At 70.5% G+C, this 20,658-nt stretch carries 20 protein-coding genes and 1 pseudogene; 10 read left to right on the forward strand and 11 right to left on the reverse strand.

The genetic code is table 11. The features are described from left to right. The coding region (locus tag GXP76_RS18325) for a rhamnulokinase family protein (RefSeq protein WP_242572622.1) at positions 1-1,339 on the forward strand (1,339 nt) is incomplete at its 5' end. A 244-nt stretch (positions 1,340-1,583) separates the two neighbouring features. On the opposite strand, the gene GXP76_RS18330 is transcribed toward GXP76_RS18325, so the two are convergent. Then, positions 1,584-2,366 (reverse strand): phosphodiesterase, encoded by a 783-nt coding sequence (locus GXP76_RS18330; RefSeq protein ID WP_242572623.1) that lies wholly within the window; start codon positions 2,364-2,366, stop codon positions 1,584-1,586. A 365-nt stretch (positions 2,367-2,731) separates the two neighbouring features. Here GXP76_RS18330 and GXP76_RS18335 point away from each other — a divergent pair, with 365 nt between their 5' ends. Next, positions 2,732-3,682, forward strand: coding sequence for a TauD/TfdA family dioxygenase (locus tag GXP76_RS18335; RefSeq protein ID WP_242572624.1), 951 nt, complete (start codon positions 2,732-2,734; stop codon positions 3,680-3,682). A gap of 67 nt (positions 3,683-3,749) precedes the next feature. On the opposite strand, the gene GXP76_RS18340 is transcribed toward GXP76_RS18335, so the two are convergent. Continuing rightward, a complete protein-coding gene (locus GXP76_RS18340) occupies positions 3,750-4,034 on the reverse strand; it encodes a hypothetical protein (protein ID WP_242572625.1) in 285 nt (94 codons plus the stop codon). Positions 4,035-4,214: 180 nt separating this feature from the next. Between GXP76_RS18340 and GXP76_RS18345 the strand changes: the two genes are divergently transcribed. Further along, the gene (locus tag GXP76_RS18345) at positions 4,215-5,414 is read left to right on the forward strand and encodes a PP2C family protein-serine/threonine phosphatase (RefSeq protein ID WP_242572626.1); all 1,200 of its coding nucleotides are present in this window, start codon (positions 4,215-4,217) and stop codon (positions 5,412-5,414) included. A gap of 114 nt (positions 5,415-5,528) precedes the next feature. Here the strand turns inward: GXP76_RS18345 and GXP76_RS18350 are convergent, their stop codons facing one another. Both GXP76_RS18350 and GXP76_RS18355 read right to left on the reverse strand, forming a co-directional pair. Continuing rightward, positions 5,529-6,440: a PRC and DUF2382 domain-containing protein gene (locus tag GXP76_RS18350; RefSeq protein WP_242572627.1), complete on the reverse strand. Its 912-nt coding sequence runs from the start codon at positions 6,438-6,440 to the stop codon at positions 5,529-5,531. A gap of 287 nt (positions 6,441-6,727) precedes the next feature. Further along, entirely contained in the window at positions 6,728-8,398 is a 1,671-nt protein-coding gene (locus tag GXP76_RS18355) for a glycoside hydrolase family 13 protein (RefSeq protein WP_242572628.1), read from the reverse strand. 312 nt (positions 8,399-8,710) lie between these two features. Here GXP76_RS18355 and GXP76_RS18360 point away from each other — a divergent pair, with 312 nt between their 5' ends. Continuing rightward, on the forward strand, positions 8,711-9,139 hold the full coding sequence (locus GXP76_RS18360; RefSeq protein ID WP_242572629.1) for an SRPBCC family protein: 429 nt from the start codon (positions 8,711-8,713) through the stop codon (positions 9,137-9,139). Between the two features lie 25 nt (positions 9,140-9,164). On the opposite strand, the pseudogene GXP76_RS18365 reads toward GXP76_RS18360, so the two are convergent. The 3 genes and pseudogenes from GXP76_RS18365 to GXP76_RS18375 all read right to left on the reverse strand — a co-directional run. Beyond that, positions 9,165-9,317: pseudogene (locus GXP76_RS18365) on the reverse strand (FCD domain-containing protein); the annotation flags it as partial. A gap of 153 nt (positions 9,318-9,470) precedes the next feature. After that, the gene (locus tag GXP76_RS18370; RefSeq protein ID WP_242572630.1) at positions 9,471-9,794 is read right to left on the reverse strand and encodes an L-rhamnose mutarotase; all 324 of its coding nucleotides are present in this window, start codon (positions 9,792-9,794) and stop codon (positions 9,471-9,473) included. A 224-nt stretch (positions 9,795-10,018) separates the two neighbouring features. Beyond that, entirely contained in the window at positions 10,019-10,639 is a 621-nt protein-coding gene (locus tag GXP76_RS18375; protein ID WP_242572631.1) for a hypothetical protein, read from the reverse strand. 300 nt (positions 10,640-10,939) lie between these two features. Here GXP76_RS18375 and GXP76_RS18380 point away from each other — a divergent pair, with 300 nt between their 5' ends. Then, on the forward strand, positions 10,940-11,194 hold the full coding sequence (locus tag GXP76_RS18380; protein WP_308354162.1) for a PRC-barrel domain containing protein: 255 nt from the start codon (positions 10,940-10,942) through the stop codon (positions 11,192-11,194). 82 nt (positions 11,195-11,276) lie between these two features. Here the strand turns inward: GXP76_RS18380 and GXP76_RS18385 are convergent, their stop codons facing one another. Next, on the reverse strand, positions 11,277-11,480 hold the full coding sequence (locus tag GXP76_RS18385) for a cold-shock protein (RefSeq protein ID WP_023543681.1): 204 nt from the start codon (positions 11,478-11,480) through the stop codon (positions 11,277-11,279). Between the two features lie 325 nt (positions 11,481-11,805). Here GXP76_RS18385 and GXP76_RS18390 point away from each other — a divergent pair, with 325 nt between their 5' ends. After that, positions 11,806-12,555, forward strand: coding sequence for a class I SAM-dependent methyltransferase (locus GXP76_RS18390; protein ID WP_242572633.1), 750 nt, complete (start codon positions 11,806-11,808; stop codon positions 12,553-12,555). Between the two features lie 4 nt (positions 12,556-12,559). On the opposite strand, the gene GXP76_RS18395 is transcribed toward GXP76_RS18390, so the two are convergent. From GXP76_RS18395 to GXP76_RS18405, 3 genes are all read right to left on the reverse strand, one after another. Next, on the reverse strand, positions 12,560-13,189 hold the full coding sequence (locus GXP76_RS18395) for a DUF6629 family protein (RefSeq protein WP_242572634.1): 630 nt from the start codon (positions 13,187-13,189) through the stop codon (positions 12,560-12,562). 177 nt (positions 13,190-13,366) lie between these two features. After that, complete coding sequence (locus tag GXP76_RS18400; RefSeq protein WP_242572635.1) at positions 13,367-13,762, reverse strand: hypothetical protein; 396 nt, start codon at positions 13,760-13,762, stop codon at positions 13,367-13,369. 116 nt (positions 13,763-13,878) lie between these two features. Continuing rightward, entirely contained in the window at positions 13,879-16,011 is a 2,133-nt protein-coding gene (locus GXP76_RS18405; protein ID WP_242572636.1) for an alpha-galactosidase, read from the reverse strand. A gap of 180 nt (positions 16,012-16,191) precedes the next feature. Here GXP76_RS18405 and GXP76_RS18410 point away from each other — a divergent pair, with 180 nt between their 5' ends. The 4 genes from GXP76_RS18410 to GXP76_RS18425 are packed head-to-tail and all read left to right on the forward strand — an operon-like array spanning position 16,192 to position 20,616. Continuing rightward, entirely contained in the window at positions 16,192-17,379 is a 1,188-nt protein-coding gene (locus tag GXP76_RS18410; RefSeq protein ID WP_242572637.1) for an ROK family transcriptional regulator, read from the forward strand. Continuing rightward, entirely contained in the window at positions 17,376-18,689 is a 1,314-nt protein-coding gene (locus GXP76_RS18415; protein WP_242572638.1) for an ABC transporter substrate-binding protein, read from the forward strand. Before GXP76_RS18410 ends, GXP76_RS18415 begins: the two co-directional genes overlap by 4 nt. Positions 18,690-18,724: 35 nt before the next feature. After that, the gene (locus GXP76_RS18420; protein ID WP_242572639.1) at positions 18,725-19,699 is read left to right on the forward strand and encodes a carbohydrate ABC transporter permease; all 975 of its coding nucleotides are present in this window, start codon (positions 18,725-18,727) and stop codon (positions 19,697-19,699) included. Next, on the forward strand, positions 19,696-20,616 hold the full coding sequence (locus GXP76_RS18425; RefSeq protein ID WP_374361551.1) for a carbohydrate ABC transporter permease: 921 nt from the start codon (positions 19,696-19,698) through the stop codon (positions 20,614-20,616). The genes GXP76_RS18420 and GXP76_RS18425 overlap by 4 nt, the downstream gene beginning before the upstream one ends. Positions 20,617-20,658 lie beyond the last annotated feature (42 nt).

Here is a 20,658-nt window from a genome sequence, read left to right on the forward strand (position 1 = left end):
GGGCAGCCTGCGGTGGGACGTGCTCGCCCTGTACCAGGGGGTGCTCGACGGGCTCGGCCGCGCGGCCCGTGGTTACGACGACGTCGCCTCGATCGGGATCGACAGCTGGGCCGTGGACTACGGACTGCTCGACGCGGACGGGCAGTTGCTCGGCAATCCGTACCACTACCGGGACATCCGCACCGAGGGTGTGGACGAGCGGGTCCGGAACACGGTCCCGGCGGCGGAGCTGTACCGGATCACCGGGTTGCAGCATCTGCCCTTCAACACCGTGTTCCAGCTCGCGGCGGCCTCCGGTAGCGCCCAACTCGCGGCTGCCAGAACGCTGTTGATGATTCCCGACCTGCTGACGCACTGGCTCACCGGCAGTGTCGGCGCCGAGGCCACGAACGCGTCCACCACCGGGCTCTTCAACGCCCGTGGGCGCGACTGGTCGCCCGATCTGATGGACCGGCTGGGCATCGACCGGAGCCTGTTCCCGCCGATCCGGCGGCCGGGGGACGCCGCGGGCACCCTGCTGCCGTACGTGGCGGCGGAGACCGGGCTCCCGGAGTCGACGCCCGTCACCGCCGTGGCGTCGCACGACACGGCGTCGGCGGTGGCGGCCGTCCCCGCGACCGGGCCGGATTTCGCGTATCTCTCGTGCGGTACGTGGTCGCTCGCCGGGCTGGAGCTGGCCGAGCCGGTGATCACGAAGGCGTCCAGGGCGGCGAACTTCACCAACGAGGCGGGTCTGGACGGCAGTTACCGGTTCCTGCGCAATGTCATGGGGCTGTGGCTGCTGTCGGAGAGCCTGCGCACCTGGGCGGACCGCGGGCTGCCGGCCGAGCTGGGGCCGCTGATGGAACGGGCGGCGCGGTCACGGCCGTTCGCGGCGCTGGTCGACCCGGACGACCCGGTGTTCCTCACACCGGGCGACATGCCGGGCCGGATCGACGCGTACTGCGAACGCACCGGTCAGCGACCGCCCACGGACCAGGCTGCGACGGTCCGTTGCGTCCTGGAGAGCCTCGCCCTGGCACACCGGGCCGCCCTGCGTACGGCGGCCGAACTGTCCGGCACCGACATCCGCGTGGTGCACCTGGTGGGCGGCGGCAGCCGCAACGAGCTGCTCTGCCAGCTGACGTCGGACGCGACGGGGCTGCCGGTGGTGGCGGGCCCGGCGGAGGCCACCGCCCTGGGCAACGTCCTGGTCCAGGCGCGGACGCGGGGCCTCGTGGGCGACCGCACCGAGATGCGCCGACTGGTGGCACGGACCCAGCCGTTGCGCCGGTACGAGCCCCGTGGCGACGGCCGGGCGTGGTCGTCGGCGGCTGCGCGCGTGGGACTCGACGGGTAGCCGCCGCCACCGGGGGTGACCGTGATCGGCTGCTCCCCTTCCGGCGCGTCCGGGCCTGTGATTGGCACTAGGGCGTGTTTCGAAAGTCCCGCCTGGCTCGCGACGCCTGGCACGCACGCTCGCTGCGTTGTCGGAGTCGTCCAAGTACATCCAGTACGAGAACGATCCTCCGCCTTGCGATCGCACGCACCAGACGCCGCGAGCCCCGCCCTGAGGGCGGACGGCGCTACTTTCGAAACACGCCCTAGTACCCGGCGACCGGAGCCGCCGCGTGGCTGACGGGGACGGTGTGGGTGATCCACGACCTGCCCGCGAGGAGATGGAGGAGGAAGGACGTCGGCTCGGGCAGATAGCCGGGGACGCCGTCGCGCAGCGCCAGTCCGCTCTGGAGGTGGGTGCTCGGGGCAACGGCGAGGGTGCTGTTGGCGTACGCGGTCGTGATCGGGCGGTGGACGTGGCCGGCTAGCACGCGGGCCACGTTCGGGTGGCGCACCAGCACCTCCGTCAGCGCGTCGCCGTCCGCGAGCCGCATCCCGTCCAGGTAGGGAATGCCGACCGGCACCGGTGGGTGGTGCAGGCACACGAACGCCGGGATGTCGGGCCTGCGGGCCAGTACCCCGTCGAGCCAGGCGAGTTGGGACGCTCCCAGCCGCCCGCCGCCCTGGCCGGGCACCATGGAGTTCAGGGCCACGACGGTGAGGCCGGGCAACTCGGCGACGTAGTGGGGCTGTTGCGATCCGCCCATGAGATCGGTCCCGCCGAACTCGGCGAGCAGGGCACCGGGTTCGTCGTGATTGCCCGTCACGAGGAACAGCGGAAGCGGGAATCGGCCGATCACCTCGCGCAGTGCCGCGTACTCGTCCGGCGCGCCCCGGTCCGCCAGGTCGCCGGTGATCACCACACAGTCCGGCCGGGGATCGAGGACGAGTACCCGCCCGAGCGCCCTGCTCAGCCCTGCCGCGGGTGCGCCGCCGAGGGGGCCGGTCGTGAGGTGGGGGTCACTGAGGTGCGCGACGGAGAGAGTCATAGTCACACCCTGCCGAGACCGCCGCCTCGAAGCCAGGCGGCGGGAAGGGGCTGCTCGCCCTCCTGGCCTCCCCTGTCACCCGCCTCGTCGCTGCGGTACGGTGCCAGCCATGAGCCCGTACTCGAATTACCGTGCGGAGGAACCGCTGCGAAGCGGCCCTCGCGGTGAGTGCGCGCCCCGCGGCCTCAGCTTCCTGCTGCGCCGCGGCCGGGTGGGATCCCCGCCCCGCTGTCTCTGTCGCTGACCTCCCGCGGCGCCCGGCCCCGCCCCGTACCGTCACGGACCCGACGGCTCCCTCGTCGGCACCGGCCCGGCGCTCCGTTTCCCTCGTCCCGCCCCACCGGTTCGTTCTCCCGAGGAGCCCTGTGACCACCGCCGCCATATCCGCGTCCGCCACCTCCGCCTCCGTCTCCGCTCTGCGCGATCCCCACATCCCCGCCGACGGCCTGTACGAGGGGCATCGGGAGCTGCGCCGCGTCCCCGAGGGCTGGGAGGACCGGCCGTACGAACTCTTCGGGCTTGTCCCGCAGTCGCGCACCATCGGCGCCGAGATCCGCGGTCTGGATCTGTCGCTCCCGCCGTCGCCCGCCGTGCGGGACGAACTCAATCGCGCCCTCCTGGAGTGGAAGGTGCTCTTCTTCCGCGGACAGCGGCTGTCCTCCGACGCGCAGCGCGCCTTCGCCCTCAACTGGGGTCAGCTGGAGACCAATCCCCTGTTGACGGCCGGGGACAGCGACGAGGTGGCGCGCTTCGACCGTACTTCCGTCCCCACCTTCGAGAACGTCTGGCACACGGACGTCACGTTCCGGGAGCGCCCCGCGCTGGGTGCCGTGCTGCAACTGCGGGAGGTGCCGCCCGCCGGCGGCGACACCATGTGGGCCGACATGGCGGTGGCGTACGACAATCTGCCACGCGAGGTGAAGGAGCGGATCGACGGCGCGCGGGCCGTGCACGACTTCGTGCCGGGCTTCTCGCGGTTCTGCCCCGCCGAACGGCTCGCCCCGTTCCAGGACGTCTTCCCGCCGGTGGAACACCCCGTGGTACGCACCCACCCGGAGACGGGACGGCGGATGCTGTTCGTCAACACCTCGTTCACCACCCGGATCGTGGGTCTCGAACAGGCGGAGAGCGACCGGCTGTTGCGGCTGCTCTTCCAGCAGGCCCATGTGCCCGAGTACCAGGTGCGGTTCCGCTGGCAGGCGGGCGACGTCGCCTTCTGGGACAACCGCGCCACCCAGCACTACGCGGTCGCCGACTACGGCACGCACCGGCGGGTCGCCGAGCGTGTCGCCATCGCCGGCGACCGTCCGTACTGAGGCGGGAGTCCGTACCGAGGTCCGTACCGGATCCGGCGTCCGTACGGATCCGGCGTCGGATCCGCCGCTACCCCTCGTCGGTGAGGCCCGCGATGCGCTCGCGGTAGGCGGCGATCTCGCGTTCCGTGAGAGCGAGGCGTCCGGGGCCGGCCTGGTCGGCGGCGAGGAAGGTGGCCTGCTCCATCGCGCTGTACAGCGGCCCCGGCAGGTTCAGCAGGAGCTGGCCGTGCTCGGCGGTCTCGATCACCATCCATGAGTTCCGGTCGGCGGCACCCTCCCCGACGACGTTCGGCTCGATGGTGCTGGCGGCGACGACGGTCAGGACAGGGGGGATCGGGGTCTCTTCACTCATGCCTCCCTCCCTATCAGGGTGGCTCCGGCGGTGCCCAGAGATCGCGGCGAGTTCCCCCTCACACAGCCCGTCCGGCCGACCTCGCGGCCCGCGCCCCAGTTCCGCGACACCGTCCCCGCTACTGCGGGTGGCGCGGACCTGCGATGCTGGAAGGAGCCTGCCGGTGAGGAGGCATTCGCCGTGCCGAGTGAGAGCGTGGGCCCGGGCCCCGGTGAGCGACTGCTCGAAGTGCTGCTGGCCGAGGCGCACGCCGCGGCCCCGATGGACCTTCCGTGGCTGGTCAACAGGTGTGCCACGGCAATCGGCCTCGAACAGATCGTGGTGTATCTGGTCGACATACAGCAGCGGCATCTCGTCCCTCTCACCAAGGGAAGGTCCAGCATCGATGTGGACTCCACGACGGGCGGACGGGCGTACCGCACCCTTGAGCTGCGGATCGAGGAGTCGGAGAACGGCATCCTCACCGCGTGGCTGCCACTGATCGACGGAGCGGAACGGCTCGGTGTGCTCGCCGTCCGGGCGGCGGTCATCGACGCGGAGCGGCTGCGCCGCTGCCGGATGATCGCGTCGGTGCTCGCGATGGCGATCACCTCGAAGAGGGCGTACAGCGACAGTCTGGCCCGCTACGCCCGTACGGAGCCGATGCAACTGCCCGCCGAGATGCTGCGCGCCTTTCTGCCGCCCCGGACGATCGGCAACGCCCGCGCGCTGTCGACGGCGGTGCTGGAACCGGCGTACGAGGTCGGCGGCGACGCCTACGACCACTCGATGACCCGTTCGGCGCTGCACGTCGACATCTTCGACTCGATGGGCCACGACCTGGCGGCGGGCATGACCACGGCCGTCGCGCTGGCGGGCTGCCGCAGCGCCCGCAGGGACGGCGGTGACCTCGCCGAGCTGGCCTACACCGTCGACAAGGCGCTGGCGCGCTGGCTGCCCGAGGAGTTCTGCACGGGGATCATCAGCCAGCTGGATCTGGCGGGCGGACTGTTCCGGTGGTGCAACTGCGGGCATCCGCCGCCGCTGCTCATCAGGGGACACCGCGTCCTGAGCGGCGTTCTGGAGCGGCCGGCCCAGCCGCCGATGGGCCTGCGCGCCCGGTTCTCCGACGCCCCCCGTACGGTTCACGAGGAGCAACTGGAGCCCGGGGACCGGGTGCTGCTCTACACGGACGGTGTGGTCGAGTCGCGGGCCGGGGATCATACGGAATTCGGCCTCGAGGGCTTCACGGACTCCATCATCCGGGCGACCGCGGCCGGGGAACTCGCTCCCGAGGCGCTGCGCAGGCTCATCCACTCGGTTCTCGACGCACATGACAACCGGCTGCGCGACGACGCCACGCTGCTGCTCGTCGAATGGCGTCCGCCGTCGGCGAGGTGAGGACACGCCGCGCCACCCGGGGGGGGAGAACAGCGCGCGGCGTGGGTCCACCGGAGACCGGTGGACCCACGCCGATGTGCGCCACTGGGAGCGCCGGGGTGACCCGGCGGGGGCTCAGTGGCTGGGACCGCGCCCGCCGCCGCGTCCCCTGTCGTCCTTGCCGGGGGCGTCGAACTCGACCTGCTCCTTGCGGACGTCGGCCGACACCTCCTTCTGCTCGGTGACCTTCTCGGTCTCCAGGTGCACGCGCTCCACCGGGACGGCCTCCTTACGGACGACCGCCTCCTCGGCGTGCAGGATCACCTCGGTCTCCGCGTTGCCCATGGGAGCCCGCCCGATGGTGCGGTCGCCCGGCTTGATCGGCTCGCGCACGACACGGACCTCTTCGTGGGTGATGGGCACGGTGGTCGTGACGTTCTCGGTCACCACGATCTTCCGCAGCCTTGCCCGGCCGGACTCGTGCTCCTCTGTGCCCACCCGGAGCCGTTCCTCCGAACGCACCATTTCCTCCTCACCGCGACCGGTGGCGGGAGCGGTTGCCGCCTTGGAGGTGTCGGTCCCGCCGGTGGTGCCCTGGCCCGCGGTACCCATGGCGTCGGCCCGGCCCCGGCCGCCGTCGCCCATGCTCTCCCGGCCGGCCATGCCTTCCTTGGCGGGCGTTCCGGCCGCGGGGCTCATACCCGGCGACCCGCTGCGCCCGCTGGGGCGGGTGAGACCGTAGTGGTCGTACAGCTCCTGCTCCTGGGCGACGTCGAGGTGCTCGTCGGCGTCCATACGAGGGGCTTCCTTGACCAGCTCCTTGGCGTGCGGTATCTGGAGTCCGTTCTCGTCACGGCGGGCTCCCGCCAGGGGCACGAAGGACTCCTTCATGCCGAACATCCCGGTCTTGACCGTCACCCACTCCGCGCGGCCGGTCTCGTTGTCGAGGTACGCCTGCTCGACGCTGCCGATCTTCTCCCCGGCTGCGTCGTAGGCGGTCAGACCCGTGAGTTCACCCACGTGGTGGAAGACATCGTCGGCTGCCATCAGTGATCACTCCTTGGCGGCGAGCCGGCGGGGTCCGGTATCCCCGCGCGTCTGCTGACTCGCGTTATCTCCATGCGGCACCTGCTGACGGCGTGCAGCAACAGGGGGAAACGCCCCTTTGGCCCATCCGGGGGACAAAGGGGCACCGCACGCGCCCTGCTGGGCTTCGAGTGGATCAGCGCGGGTTCAGCCATTCGGGTGACACCCCGTACGGAGCACCGGACCGCGCTCACGCGTTGTACGGGTACGACGACGGAGAGGAGTCCCCGATGGTGCCGAAGCCCCGGTCAGCCGCCCGCCGCCGCCGTCCATACGGCGGTGTCGGGGCCGATCATGTCCCCGTCCAGGCTGTCGCTGGCGAGCAGCACGGTGCCCTCCGGGAGCGGCAGGGAGTGCCGGGAGAGATTGATCCGGCATTCGAACCGGCCCTTGCGGAAGGCGAGTTCACCGTCGCGGGCCGGCAGCCAGCCGAAGGACTCGTCGCCCCGGAAGCGGGTGCGGACGGACAGGGCGGTGCGGTACAGCTCCAGGAAGGAGTCCGGCCGCCCGGTCTGGGCCTCCACCGCGTGTTCGCCCCAGCCGTCCGGCTGCGGGAGCCAGCTGCCGCCGGGCCCGAATCCGTGGCTGCTGCCGGAGCGGGTCCACGGGATGGGTATGCGGCAGCCGTCGCGGCCCTTGGTGGTCCGTCCGGTCCGCTCCCACATGGGGTCGCGCAGGGCTTCGAGGGGCAGGTCGGAGACCTCGGGAAGGCCGAGCTCCTCGCCCTGGTAGAGGTAGGCGCTGCCGGGCAGGGCGAGCGTCAGGAGCGCCGCGGCCCTGGCCCGCCGGTGGCCGAGGGCGTCGTCCGGCGCGGGGTCGGTGCCGCCGCCGGAGAGCCAGGCGCGGTAGTCGATGCCCTGGGGAAGGGAGTAGCGGGTGCGGTGGCGTACGACGTCGTGGTTGGAGAGCACCCAGGTGGGCAGGGTGCCGACGGCGCGGGCGCCAGTGAGGGAGGTGTCGATGACCTTCCGGAACTCCTCCGCGTCCCAGGGACAGCGCAGATGGAAGAAGTTGAAGGCCTGGTGGAGCTCGTCGGGCCGGGTGTAGAGGGGCAGCCGGGCCGCGCTGACACCCGCCTCGGCGACGGTGATCCGGGGAGGCGCGTAGGAGTCGATGATCTTGCGCCAGGTCCGGTAGATGTCGTGGACCTCGTCGCGGTCCCAGAAGGGGTGGTCCTCACCTTCGGGCGGGGAGTTCAGGGAGGCGGAGTCGCGGCCGCCGGTGTCCCGCAGGGGCTCGACGAGGTCCTTGCGCAGGCCGTGGGCGACGTCGATCCGGAAGCCGTCGGCCCCGAGGTCGAGCCAGAAGCGGAGTATTCCCTCGAAGTCGGCGAGGACGTCGGAGTTCTCCCAGTTCAGGTCCGGCTGCTCGGCGGAGAAGATGTGCATGTACCACTGGCCGTCCGGCACCCGCGTCCAGGCGCCGCCGCCGAACTTCGACTTCCAGTCGGCGGGCGGCAGGCTGCCGTCCAGGCCCCGCCCGTCGCGGAAGATGAAGCGGTCCCTCGCCGGTGAGCCGGGCGGTGAGGCGAGTGCTTCCACGAACCAGGGGTGCTGGTCGGAGCAGTGGTTGGGCACGACGTCGACGATGACCTTGAGGCCCAGCCCGTGGGCGCGCCGTACGAGGCCGCGGAAGTCGTCGAGGGTGCCGTGGCGGGGGTCGACGCCCCGGTAGTCGGAGACGTCGTAGCCGGCGTCGGTCCAGGGCGAGGGGTAGAAGGGGGTCAGCCACAGGGCGTCGACACCGAGACCGGCGAGGTGGTCGAGCCGGTCAGTGATCCCGCGGAGATCGCCGATCCCGTCGCCGTCCGCGTCGGCGAAGCTCGGGACGTACACCTGGTAGACCACGGCTTCGCGCCACCAGTCCGGGGCGGACCGTGACAGGTGGTCGCGGGGGGTGTCGAGGGTGTTCGGGATCACGGGTGCCTCTCGTACTGATCTTCGGTCGGTGGTGCGGTGGTGCCTGGTGGTGCGGTGGTGCCGTGGCGCCTGGTACGCGGGTGTTTCCTGCGTATTTCCGCGACGTGTGGTGCGTCGTACGGAGCACAGCCTGCCATCGCCGGACGTCAGGTCGAAGGTCACCTGTTCGAAGGTTACGTAAGGGATGTCCCAGGAACGCCGGAGAATGACTATCGACACACAGGAGTGCGTTACGGGGCGGGCGGTGAAAGCGGGCCGGGCGGGTACCGGAGGGCAGACAGAGCCGTCCCGCACCGCAGGAGGAGAACCCCGATGACGACCTCACTGATCGAAGCCGTGGACATCAAGGCGCCCGTCGCCGTGAGCTGGTCGCTGTGGAAGGACGTCGAACGCTGGCCCTCCTTCCTCAGCCACGTCAAGCACGTGGAGCGCATCGACGCCTCGCTCTTCGCCTGGCAGGTCTCGCTGCCCGGTGCCGACAAGGGTTTCGTGGCGGAGCTGACCGAGGTGGTCCCTGAGGACCGCATCGCGTGGCGGACCTCGGAGGGTGTGCACCACGCGGGCGTGGTCACCTTCCACCGCCTCGGCGACGCCGAGAGCCGGGTGACGCTCCAGATCGAGTACGACCCGAAGGGGTTCGTCGAGCACCTGGGTGCGCTCACCAATCTGGACTCGACGCTGGCCGGCTACGACCTCGGGGAGTTCCGCCGCATGGCCGAGCACGAGGCGACCCTGCTCTGACGCGGCGGGGCTCACGCCCGGGCCCTCAGTCGTCCGGGCTCCGCCGGTCGCGCCGGCGTTCGAGACTGCGCCGCAGATGTTCCCTCATCGCCTCCGCCGCCCGGTCCGGGTCGCGGCGCAGGATCGCGCGCAGGACACGGTCGTGTTCGGCGAGGGTGAGCGGGCCGGCTCCCTGCACCTGGCGCGGCGGCTCCGGGGCGCCGTCCCCCGCGCGCCCTGTCCGGCCGGAAATCGCGTACGCCAAGGCCGGGTCCTCCTCTGCCGCCCGAGCCGTACCCTTGTCCTAGAGGAACCTCCCTTCCGGGAGATTCGGCTTCCGGGTCCGGTACGGCTACTCCATGAGGAAGACCCGCTCCATGGGCGTCCACCAGTCGCCGGGTGCCGCCTCGGGGACCGGCTCCTGGCAGGGGTCGGTCGCCTTCCACCACTCGCGTGTCGCCTCGTCGTCGGCCATCGCCGCGAGGTCGGCCGCCAAGTCGTCGCCGTGGTACTCGAAGTAGCTGAAAAGCCGGTCACCGAGCAGGTGGATCGAGTAGTTGGCGATGTGGCTGGCGCGCAGCCGGGCCAGTACGGGCTCCGGGACCGCCCGGTGGAGTTCCCGGTACTCGGCGAGCTTCTCCGGCCGCACCTTGATCACCTGTGCGATGCGCTGCATCGGCCCTCCACCACTGTCCGCAGGGAATCCCTCGCCGGCGGAAACTTATAGGAACGGTGCCCCGCGGAGAAGACATCCGGACCCCCGTGCCGCGGAAGTCCTCCACGTGCGGGGCGCGCCAGGCTTCCTGACGGAGCCTCACACCAGCCCGGCGGCGCCATGCGGTCGCGGAATCGAGGGAGACGAGGACGCCGCCCGCGGACCCGCCGGGGGCGGTGGCCTGATCAGCCCGCCGCCGGGGTGGCGTCGGCGGACGGCGCAGGCGCGGCGTCCCCGTCCCGTCCGGCGTGCGTGTAGAAGACGGACTTCTTCTGCTTGGCGCGGTGGGCCTCCGACTTGGCGACGAGCAGTTCGAGAGCGTTGCGTACGACATTGATGTTGGAGTTGCGCGCCGGGTGGTTCGCGACCAGCTCGGCGGAGATCTCCGCGGCCGAGCGGGGCTCACCGTGCGCGGCCAGCATCGTGCTCACCAACTGGGCGAGGCTGGGCTGCTTCTCGGCGGCGCCGGTGTTGGCCGCGGCCCGCTTCGCGGAGCTCTTGGTCCGCGTCCGCGCCTTGGAGGTCTTGGCGGAGCCGGCCGACGACTTCGCGGGGCGCTTGGGCGCACGCGCCCCGGGCACCTTCGCGCCGCGCGCGGACGCCGACGCGGATCCGCCGGCGAACACCCGCTGCAGACCGAGCAGGAGTGTGTGGTCGTGCTCCAGGGTCTCCAACTTGGCCTGCAGCGACTCGATCTCGCCGCGGAGTCGTTGCCGCTCCGCCGTGTTGTTCTCCAGGTCGGCGGCGACCTGGGCCTCGTACTGCGTCTGGACGCTCGTGAACTCGGTGACGGCACTGTCGGACATGAATGGCTCACTTCCTCTGTATGGCAGCTGAATGACGTCCCCCGGTGTGTCGCGATGGTACTTCCGCCGATGTGTCCACTCCGAAACCGGCCATCAGGTAACACCTTGCTGAACCGCACGTGGTTGCTGGGTGAGCCCGGGGGGCAAGTGCACCTTGAGCGGTGATCTCGCCGCGACTGCCGAACGAGAGTGAGGGCCGGGATGGTTGACATGTGGGTATTCGCGGTCGGATCGGGCCATGTGCCGGGTATGGACCTCACCGGTTACAGCGTCCATGCGACCGACGGAACGGTGGGAAGTGTGGACAGACAGTCCGAAGGCTCCCCGTTCGAACACCTGGTGGTGGACACCGGGATGTGGGTCTTCGGAAAGAGTCTCGTCATTCCCGCCGGGCTCGTGACCTCGATCGATCCGGCCGCACGGGTGATCCAGGTGGCGTGTACGAAGGCGACCGCCAAGGGCGCTCCGGTGTTCGAGCGCGATCACGACACGAGGGATCCCGCCTATCTCGGCGCCCTGAGCACTTACTACACCTCTCTGGTTGCCGCTTCCTGATGACCCGTCATGACGCACCGGCGCCCCGGCACGAGAAGTGCCGGGGCGCCGGTGGACACGTGGTGTCCCTGGGCGGGGCGTCCTAGGCGGGGACGATGTTCTCCGCCTGGGGGCCCTTCTGGCCCTGCGTGACCTCGAAGGTCACCTTCTGGCCCTCCTGGAGCTCACGGAAGCCCTGGGTGGCGATGTTGGAGTAGTGGGCGAAGACGTCGGGGCCTCCACCGTCCTGCTCGATGAAACCGAAGCCCTTTTCCGAGTTGAACCACTTCACGGTACCGCTGGCCATGTGTCCTCCAAAGGACTCATAACGGTCCCCGCACCGTGCGGGAACCGGAGGTGATCGCCCTGGTCCTCAGAGACGTTGAACAGCCGAATCGCCCGCGACTGTGATCACGGGCGACAAAGTACTTCGGAACCACGACAGCTAAAACTGACGCTACACGTCTCGTCGCTTCCAGACCACAGAAACGATCAAGCGTGACGTCCGACAACACCCGCACAGTGCAGTGACGGCGTGCCGGGAGCCGCATTATGTCCCCCGGGAGAGGGAAGCGTCCGCGAATGTCCCCTCCCCGTGTCGCGTGTCGGAACTCTCGGTAGGCTGGCCCGTGATGTTCACCCCACAGGGCCCGACCCTCCGCGAACTGACCGTGCAGGCGCTCTCGTCGACCGAGCGCGGCTACGACCTGCTCGCCCCGAAGTTCGATCTGACCCCTTTCCGTACGCCGGACCCGGTGCTGGACGCCGTGGCCGACGCCCTCGGGCCGCTCGGGCCCTTCCGCGCCGGTCTGGACATCTGCTGCGGCACCGGAGCGGGTGTGGACGTCCTGCGGGAGGTGTGCGTCGAGCGGGTCACGGGGGTCGACTTCAGCGCGGGCATGCTTGCCACCGCCAGGTCCGCCGTGCTGCCGAAGGACGGCGCGGGCGCGGGCGGTTCGCTCGGGCCCGCCGTCGATTTCGTACGGGCCGATGCCCGCGCCCTCCCCTTCCGCGCCTCCTTCGACCTGGCCGTGAGCTTCGGCGCGTTCGGCCACTTCCTGCCGTCGGAGCGGCCCGGGCTCTTCACCCGGGTGCGTGAAGTCCTGCGGCCCGGGGGCACTTTCGCCTTCCCCGTCCCCGCGCCGCCGCGCGTCGGTTCCCGGCTGTACTGGACCCTCTGGGGCTTCGACGCGGCGATGCGGGCGCGCAATGCCGTGTGGCGTCCGCCCTTCGTCATGTACTACCGCACGTTCCGGCTCACCGAAGTGGTGGACGAGTTGACCCGTACGGGCTTCGAGGTGGATCTCGTGGCGCTCGACGGCCTGGGGCGGCTGCCGGACGGCGCTCCCCGCTGCCGCATGGTGGTCGCGCGCCGGCCGTGAGCCGTCAGGTGGCCGGTCCGGGCGTCTCCGGGCGCCGCCAGACCCAGCCGAGCATCACGACGGACGCCAGCGCGGCGAAGGCGCACCAGGTAGAGACGAACTCCATTCGCCAGACCAGCGCGCAGAGCACCGCGCCGCCGGCGACCAGCACACCGAGCAGCCGCACCGTCCGGTCCCCGGCGAGCAGCAGCGCTCCGACGGTGGCGAGGAGATAGCCGGCGACGACGATCTCGGGCCGGGGCAGATGGACGGCGTATCCGATGGTGTGGCCGCGGATGTCGGCCGTCACGGTTCTGGTGGCGAGGTAGTAGGAGAGCGCGGCGGCGGTGGCGAGACCGGAGGCCAGCGGCAGGACGAGCCGCCGACGGGTGCCGGGCGGTGAGGCCGCGATGACGGCCAGGGGGACCCAGAGCGCCAGCAGGGGCAGCGCGATGACGGCCCAGGCGGTGGTGGCGGGCCCGGCGCCGCCGCCCGAGTCCCAGACGACGGACTCGACGATCTGATGGGCGCCGAGCAGCAGGGGCAGCGCGGCGAGCGGAAGATCGCGGACCCGGCGTACGCGTGCGACGCAGGCCACTCCGATCGCCCCGACACAGATACCGGCGGTGAGGTCGGCGGTCGCGCTCCAGCACATCGCGCCATCCAGGGACGGAAAGGGGTGGTGATGGTGTGATCACCGCACAACGGGTCCGATCGTACGGTTCCGCGGGGCGTCCGGGCGGGTGACACGACACGGCCGGCCTTTCGGCGGCAGACGTACGGAGGGCCGACGGCAGTCCGTCGGCCCTCCGGGGTGATGCTGTCGGTGTCGTCAGATCCGCCCGCCGGTGAGCCGGGTGAGCGGGCCGCGCCGTGCCGTGACCGTCCGGCGGCCGAGGGCGAAGGCGCCTCCCGCCATGCCGACGACTCCGGCCGCGGCTCCCGCCGCGACGGCCTTGCGGTGTTTGACGACGGTCCACGCGGTGGTGGCCGTGGACGCCGCCTTGCCCGCCGTCGACATGACGGCTTGTCGACCGGTCTCCAGGCCCGCGGAGGCGGCCCGCGCGGAGGACTTGGCCTTGGAGGCCGCTCCCGCCGAGCTCTCCTTGGCGCGGTCGGTGACGGTGCCGGTGGTGCGACGTGCCTTGGCGGCTGCCGACCTCGTGCTCGCGCCGACCGTCGCGGCCTTGCCGTTCAGGGTCTTGTTCGCTTCGCTGTCTGCAGTCATGACGTTCGTGTTGCCGCTCGGCGTGGCCTGAAACAGGCGATCCGGAATCCGCAGGTGCGAAGGGCACCGGCAGGCGGGCCGCGCCCTATGTCGCGGCGCCGGTGTGGGCGTGGGTGTCAGGAGGACACGCGCCGCAGATGGATCGCCGTGCTCGCCCAGTCCCCGGCCGGCAGCCCCAGCGGCAGTCCGTGCTCCATCAGGACCGTGGCGTGGTGCGCCACCCCGGTGGCCACATCCCGGTAGACCGCGCCCGGTTCGAGCCCGGCGAGATGGACGGGCAGCTCCGGCCGGCCCCGGCGCGGCGCCCGCTGCCAGGCGAGCACCAGCGCCTCCGCCCCGTCGGACGACGCGTACTGCACGACCGTGGGCCCGTCGTCGCCGGGTGCCCGCAGCCGGTGCTGGACGCCGTGCTGGACCAGATGACGGACCTGTTTGTACGCGGTCACGAACCCGGCCCCCTCGGCGATCTCCTCGTCCGACCAGCGGGTGAGGTCACCGCCGACGGCCAGCACCCCGGCCGTCGCGACATGGAAGCGGAAGGCCAGCGGTACGGTGCGCGAGGTGAGTTCGTTGGGTACGTCGGTGACCCAGGCGGCCATGGTGGACGCCGGGTAGAGCTGGCTGTAGCCGTGCTGGATGGCGACGCGGTCGGCCGCGTCGGTGTTGTCCGACGGCCACGCCTGGTCGGTGCGGGACAGGATCCCGAGGTCCACGCGTCCGCCGCCGCCGCTGCACGCCTCGATGCGCAGCCGGGGGTGGTCGGCGCGGAGCCGGTCGACGACGCGGTAGAGGTTGTCGACGTAGGTGCTCCACAGCCGGTCGTCGCCGCCGGGGCCGGCCGGACCGGCCTCGCTGAAGGGGCGGTTCATGTCCCACTTGAGGAAGTCGATGCCGTTGTCGGCGACCAGCGCGGTGAGCCACCCGTACGCCCAGTCGGCGACGTCGTCGCGCGCGAAGTTGAGCACGAGCTGGTTGCGCAGCTCGGTCCGCGTACGGTGCGGGAAGTGCAGGATCCAGTCGGGGTGCGCGCGGTACAGGTCGCTGTCGGCGTTGACGCTCTCCGGTTCGACCCAGAGGCCGAAGAGCATGCCGAGGCGGTGCACCTCGTCGGCCAGTGGCCGCAGGCCCTTGGGGAACCGGTCGGGTGCCGGTGTCCAGTCGCCGAGTCCGGCCCGGTCGCCGCGCCGGGCGCCGAACCAGCCGTCGTCCATGACGTACAGCTCGGCCCCCAGTGCGGCGGCGCGTGCCGCGAGGGCCAGCTGGCCCTTCTCGTCGATGTCGAAGCCGGTGGCTTCCCAGGAGTTGTAGAGCACGGGGCGTGTCTCGCCGGGGTGCGGCAGGACGTGCGCGCGGATGTACGCGTGCCAGGCGCGGCTCGCCGCGCCGAAGCCGCCTTCGGTGCGGAGCCCGGCGAATTGCGGCGTGGTGTGTGTCCCGCCGGGCGCGAGGCGCAGGGTGTTCTGGTCGTGTCCGGCGCCGCCGGTGAAGCCGGCCCGGCCGTCCGAGGTGCGCTGGGCGGTGATGCGCCAGCTGCCGCTCCAGGCGAGCGCGGCGCTCCACACCTGGCCGTGGGTCTCGCTCGCACCGCCGTCGTCGAACATCACCCAGGGGTTCAGGTGGTGGCTGGGTATGCCGCGTCTGCTGGTCAGTACGGTCTCGCCGAACGGGAGTGTCGCGCGCCGGAGTTGGGTCTCGGCGGCCCACTGTCCCGTGACATGGCTGAGCCGGTAGTCGGGGCGCGGCGGCAGGGTCCAGGCCGCCGAATCGGCGCGCAGTACGACGATGTCGTCGGTGCCGGTGTTGCGCAGGGTCGTCCGGCGTTCGATCACGTCGCTGTCGTGGTGGACGCGGTAGTGCAGGACGATGCCGAGCGGGTAGTGCCGGTCGCGGAAGACGAGGTCCAACTCGGCCGACCCGTCCGGGGTTTCGCGGATGTCGTGACGGACGTGTTCCCATTCGACGGCGCGGGTGCCGTCGGCGAAGCGGATCTGGAGAGAGGGCACGCCGTAGCGGGCACCGCCGTCGACGGGCAGTTCCTCGCCGACCGGGGGGCGGCCCTCGAAGCTGTTGGCCTCGCGGTCCACGGGGTGGGGGCGCGCGGCGATCTCCCGTGCCTCGTCCAGGGTCAGCCTGCCGCCCCAGGCCACATGGCAGGGCGCCCCGCTGCTGTCGGTCCGCACCGCGTACGAGGTGTGCGGTGTGTCGAGCAACCACAGGGCGGCGTCCGGGGCGTAGGAGATCTGGGCCATGGAGATCCTCACGTTCGGGGGCAGCACTGTGACGGCAGGTAGCCAATCCGTCCTTTGATCCGCTGTCAAGTACCCGGCCACAGTCAACTTTTCCCTTGAATGAGGATGATCAACTTCTATTTCGCAGGACTCCTGCTTTTTTTATTGACAGAGGAAATTAACTCACCTACGTTTCCGGCCATGTCAACAACCGACCAGGTGGAGGCGTTTCCGGCGGCCACTCCCGCCGCCTCCTCGGTCTTCACCACTGTGCTCTCCCAGGGCCCGCTGTCCCGGGTGGAGCTGTCCCGCCGCACCGGTCTCTCGTCCGCCGCCGTGACCAAGGCCGTACGTCCGCTCATGGCGGCCGGATACCTCGTCGAGGCCGCCGACGACAGCGCCCCGCCGGCCGTCGGCCGGCCTGCCAACCCGGTACGGGTGGACGGCGGCAGGGCCCTGTTCATCGGTGTGAAGGTGACGGCCGACGAGGTGATCGCGGTCCTGGCGGACCTGTGCTGCCGGATCCGGCTGGCCCGCCACGTACCGCTCACCGACCGTGAGCCGGACGCCGTGATCGCCGTCATCACCGACCTGACGGCGGAGTTGAGGACGGAGGCCGAGGGGTTCGGCGTCCAGGTGCAGGGCCTCGCGGTGGCGGTGTCCGGTGATGTGGACCGGGCGGCCGGAGTCGTCCGCTACTCACCGTTCCTCGACTGGCGCGACATCGCGCTGGCCGAACTCACCGCGTCGGCCACCGGGTTGCCCACCACCGTGGACAACGACGTACGGGCGCTGACGGTCGCCGAGCAGTGGTTCGGCGCCGGAGTGGGACTCTCCGACTTCGCCCTGGTCACCGTCGGCGCCGGGATCGGCTGCGGTCTGGTGGTGAACGGGCGGGTGGTCGCCGGGGCGCACGGCGTGGCCGGTGAGATCGGCCATCTGTCCATCGACCCGCGCGGACCGCTGTGCCACTGCGGCAACCACGGCTGTGTCGAGGCGATCGCCTCGGACTCGGCCATCGTGCGCCGTATCCGGCGTGACACGGGCGAGCCGCTGGCCGGCCCCGCGCAGGCGCTCGAACTGGCGCACGGCGGCGACCCGGTGGCCCGTGCGGCGTACGCGGACGCGGGCGCCGCGATCGGCCGGGCGATCGGCACGGTGGTCAACCTGCTCGGTCCCGGGCGCGTGATCATCTCGGGCGAGGGACTCGCGGCGTACGACCTGTTCGCCGCCCAGATCAAGGAAGCGTTCTCCGCGACCGCCTTCAGTACCGCCGATCAGTGCGACGTGATCACGCGTCCGCTGCCGTTCGAGGAGTGGGCGCGCGGGGCCGCGGCCACCGCGATCCAGACCTTCATCGGATCCGACACCTTCCAGGAGAAGCGATGACGCAGCAGAGCCGCATATCCGCCACCGGTGGGCCGAGACGACGCAGCGTCGTCAACGGACTCATGGGAGTGGGCGCCGCCGCCCTCGCCGGGCCCGCGCTGGCGGCGTGCGGCGGCGGCCCTCCCGCCGCCGACCCGAAGACCGTCACGTTCGGATCCAACGGCGCCGACGCCACCCCCAAGAAGGCCTACGCGGCGCTGACCAAGGCGTTCACCGAAGAGACCGAGCTGAAGGTCAAGACCAACACGGTCGACCACGACACGTTCCAGAAGAGCATCTCCAGCTATCTCCAGGGCACCCCGGACGACACCTTCACCTGGTTCGCCGGCTACCGCATGCGGTACTTCGCGGAGAAGAAGCTGGCCAGTCCGGTCGACGACGTGTGGGAGACCATCGGATCCGGATTCAGCGAGGCGGTCAAGCAGCTCTCCAAGGGCACCGACGGCACGTACTACTTCGTCCCGCTGTACAACTACCCGTGGGCCGTCTTCTACCGAAAGAGCGTCTTCGAGGAGCGCGGCTACAGCGCACCGGCGAACTGGGCCCAATTCGTCGCGCTGGCCAAGAAGATGAAGAAGGACGGGCTCTCGCCGATCGCCTCCGGCTACGGCGGCGGCGACAGCTGGTCCATCCTCGGCGCCTTCGATTATCTGAACCTGCGTGCCAACGGCTACGACTTCCACATGGATCTGATGCGCGGCGACGTCGCGTGGAGCGACCGGCGCATGAGTACCGTCCTCGACCTGTGGCGCGAACTCACCCCGTACTACCAGCCGGGCGCCGGCGGGCGCTCGTGGCAGGACGCGGCGCAGTCGCTGCTCGACAAGAAGTCCGGCATGGCCGTCATCGGGCTCTTCCTCGGCCAGCAGATCACCGACCCCGCGCTGCGCGAGGACATCGACTTCTTCCCGTTCCCGGAGATCGACCCGGCGCACGGCACGGACAGCGTCGAGGCACCGACCGACGGATTCATGCTCAGCCGCGAGCCCAAGAACGCCGAAGGCGCCACCAGGTTCCTTCAGTTCCTGGGCAGCCCGGAGGCGGAGGGCATCTACATGGGCGTCGACCCGAGCAATGTCGCCGTCCACAGCAAGGCCGACACCAGCAAGTACAACGCGCTGCAGAAGAAGTCGGCCGAACTGATCGGCGCCGCGAAGCACATCACCCAGTTCGGCGACCGGGACAGCGATCCCGGATTCATCTCCACCGTCGTACTGCCCGGCCTGACGCAGTGGCTCGGCCACCCCGACGACGGCGCGGCCACGCTGAAGAAGATCGAGTCCCAGCGCTCGCGCTTCTTCTCCGGCTGATCCGCTCCCGATCCCGAGACGGGACGCCCACCCCTATGACTTCCACACTCAGAGCACCGGAGGAACCGGCCGCTCCGGCCCCGCCCGAGGTACCGGCCCGCCGGCGCGGGCCGCGCCGGCTCGGCCTGCGCGACCGGCTGTTCCTCGGCGTCATCGTCGGTGTGCCGCTGCTGGCCCTGCTGGTCTTCGTCTGGCTGCCCGCGCTCGCCTCGTTCGCGCTCTCCTTCACCAGTTGGGACGGCCTCTCGCTGTCCGGCATCGACTGGATCGGCTGGGACAACTACCGGGAGATCTTCACCAATTACCCGCCGTTCTGGCCCGCCGTCCAGCACAACGTCATCTGGCTGCTGTTCACCGCGCTGCTGCCGACGCCTTTCGGTATCTTCCTCGCGTACCAGCTCGACCGGAAGATCCGCTTCACCCGGATCTACCAGACCGCGATCTTCCTGCCGATGGTGCTCTCCCTCGCGGTGGTCGGCCTGATCTGGGAGATCATCTACAACCCGGACAACGGGCTGCTGAACGGCGTCATCGGCGCCGCGTCGCCCGGCACCCACATCGACTGGCTCGGCGACCCCGACCTCAACCTGTGGGCCGTGCTCGTCGCGTCCGCGTGGCGGCACACCGGCTACATCATGATCCTCTATCTGGCCGGGCTCAAGGGCTTCGACCCCGCGCTCAAGGAGGCCGCCGCGCTGGACGGCGCCAACGGCCGGCAGACGTTCCTGCGCGTGGTCTTCCCCGCGCTGAAGCCGGTCAACATAGTCATCCTCGTCGTCACGGCCATGGAGTCGCTGCGCGCCTTCGACATCGTGTACGTCCTCGGCGGCGGCATCGGCAGCAAGCCCGGCCTGGAACTCCTCTCCCTCCTGATCACCGACAACATCGTCGGCGAGACCAGTCACATCGGCTACGGCTCGGCGATCGCGGTGATCATGCTGCTGGTCTCACTGACCGCCATCTGCACCTTCCTCGTACAGAACTTCCGCAAGGACAAGGAGGGGCAGTGACCGCGACCGCCACACCTCCGGCCGCCCCGCCGCGGGCACCGCACGGCACACCTCCCGCGAAGCCGTCCCGCCCGCGCCGCCAGACCGGCCGTCATCTCTTCCTCGCCGGCGTCTCCCTGCTCTGGCTGGTCCCACTGCTGTGGGCGATGTACACCTCGCTGCGGCCGTACGAGGACACCGCCAGGAACGGCTATCTCTCCTGGCCCAGCGCTCTGAGCCCGGAGAACTTCACCGACGCGTGGGCGCAGTCGTCTCTCGCGCACTTCTTCTGGAACTCGGTGCTCGTCACCGTGCCCGCCGTACTCGGCACCCTGTTCTTCTCCGCCGCGGTCGCCTTCTACGTCTCGCGCTTCGACTTCCGCTGGAACATCGCGCTGCTGATGCTGTTCACCGCGGGCAACCTGCTCCCCGCCCAGGTGCTCATCACCCCGCTGTACCGGCTGTACCTCCAGTGGAACCTGCCCGGCTGGATGAGCGACTCGTACCTGCTCTACAACTCCTACTGGGGCATCATCGTCATCCATATCGCCTACCAGTGCGGCTTCTGCACCTTCGTGCTGAGCAACTACATGAAGACGATCCCCAAGGAGATCACCGAGGCCGCGCTCGTGGACGGCGCGCCCGTGTGGCGTCAGTTCTTCCAGATCGTGCTGCCGCTGTGCCGGCCGGCGTTCGCCGCGCTGGCGACGCTGGAGTCGATCTGGATCTACAACGACTTCTTCTGGCCGCTCGTGCTGATCGAGACCGGGGACAAACGCCCCGTCACCTCCGCGCTCGCGAGCCTGGAGGGGCAGTACTTCACCAATCCCAACCTCATCGCGGCCGGTGCGCTGATGACCGCGATTCCCACGCTGATCGTGTACTTCGCGCTCCAGCGCCAGTTCATCAGCGGTCTGACGATCGGCGCGGGCAAGTAGCCGAACCCACACCCCGTTCCTCCCCTTCAGAAGAGAGCAGGA

The organism is Streptomyces sp. NP-1717 (assembly GCF_022695985.1).
Lineage (GTDB): Bacteria > Actinomycetota > Actinomycetes > Streptomycetales > Streptomycetaceae > Streptomyces.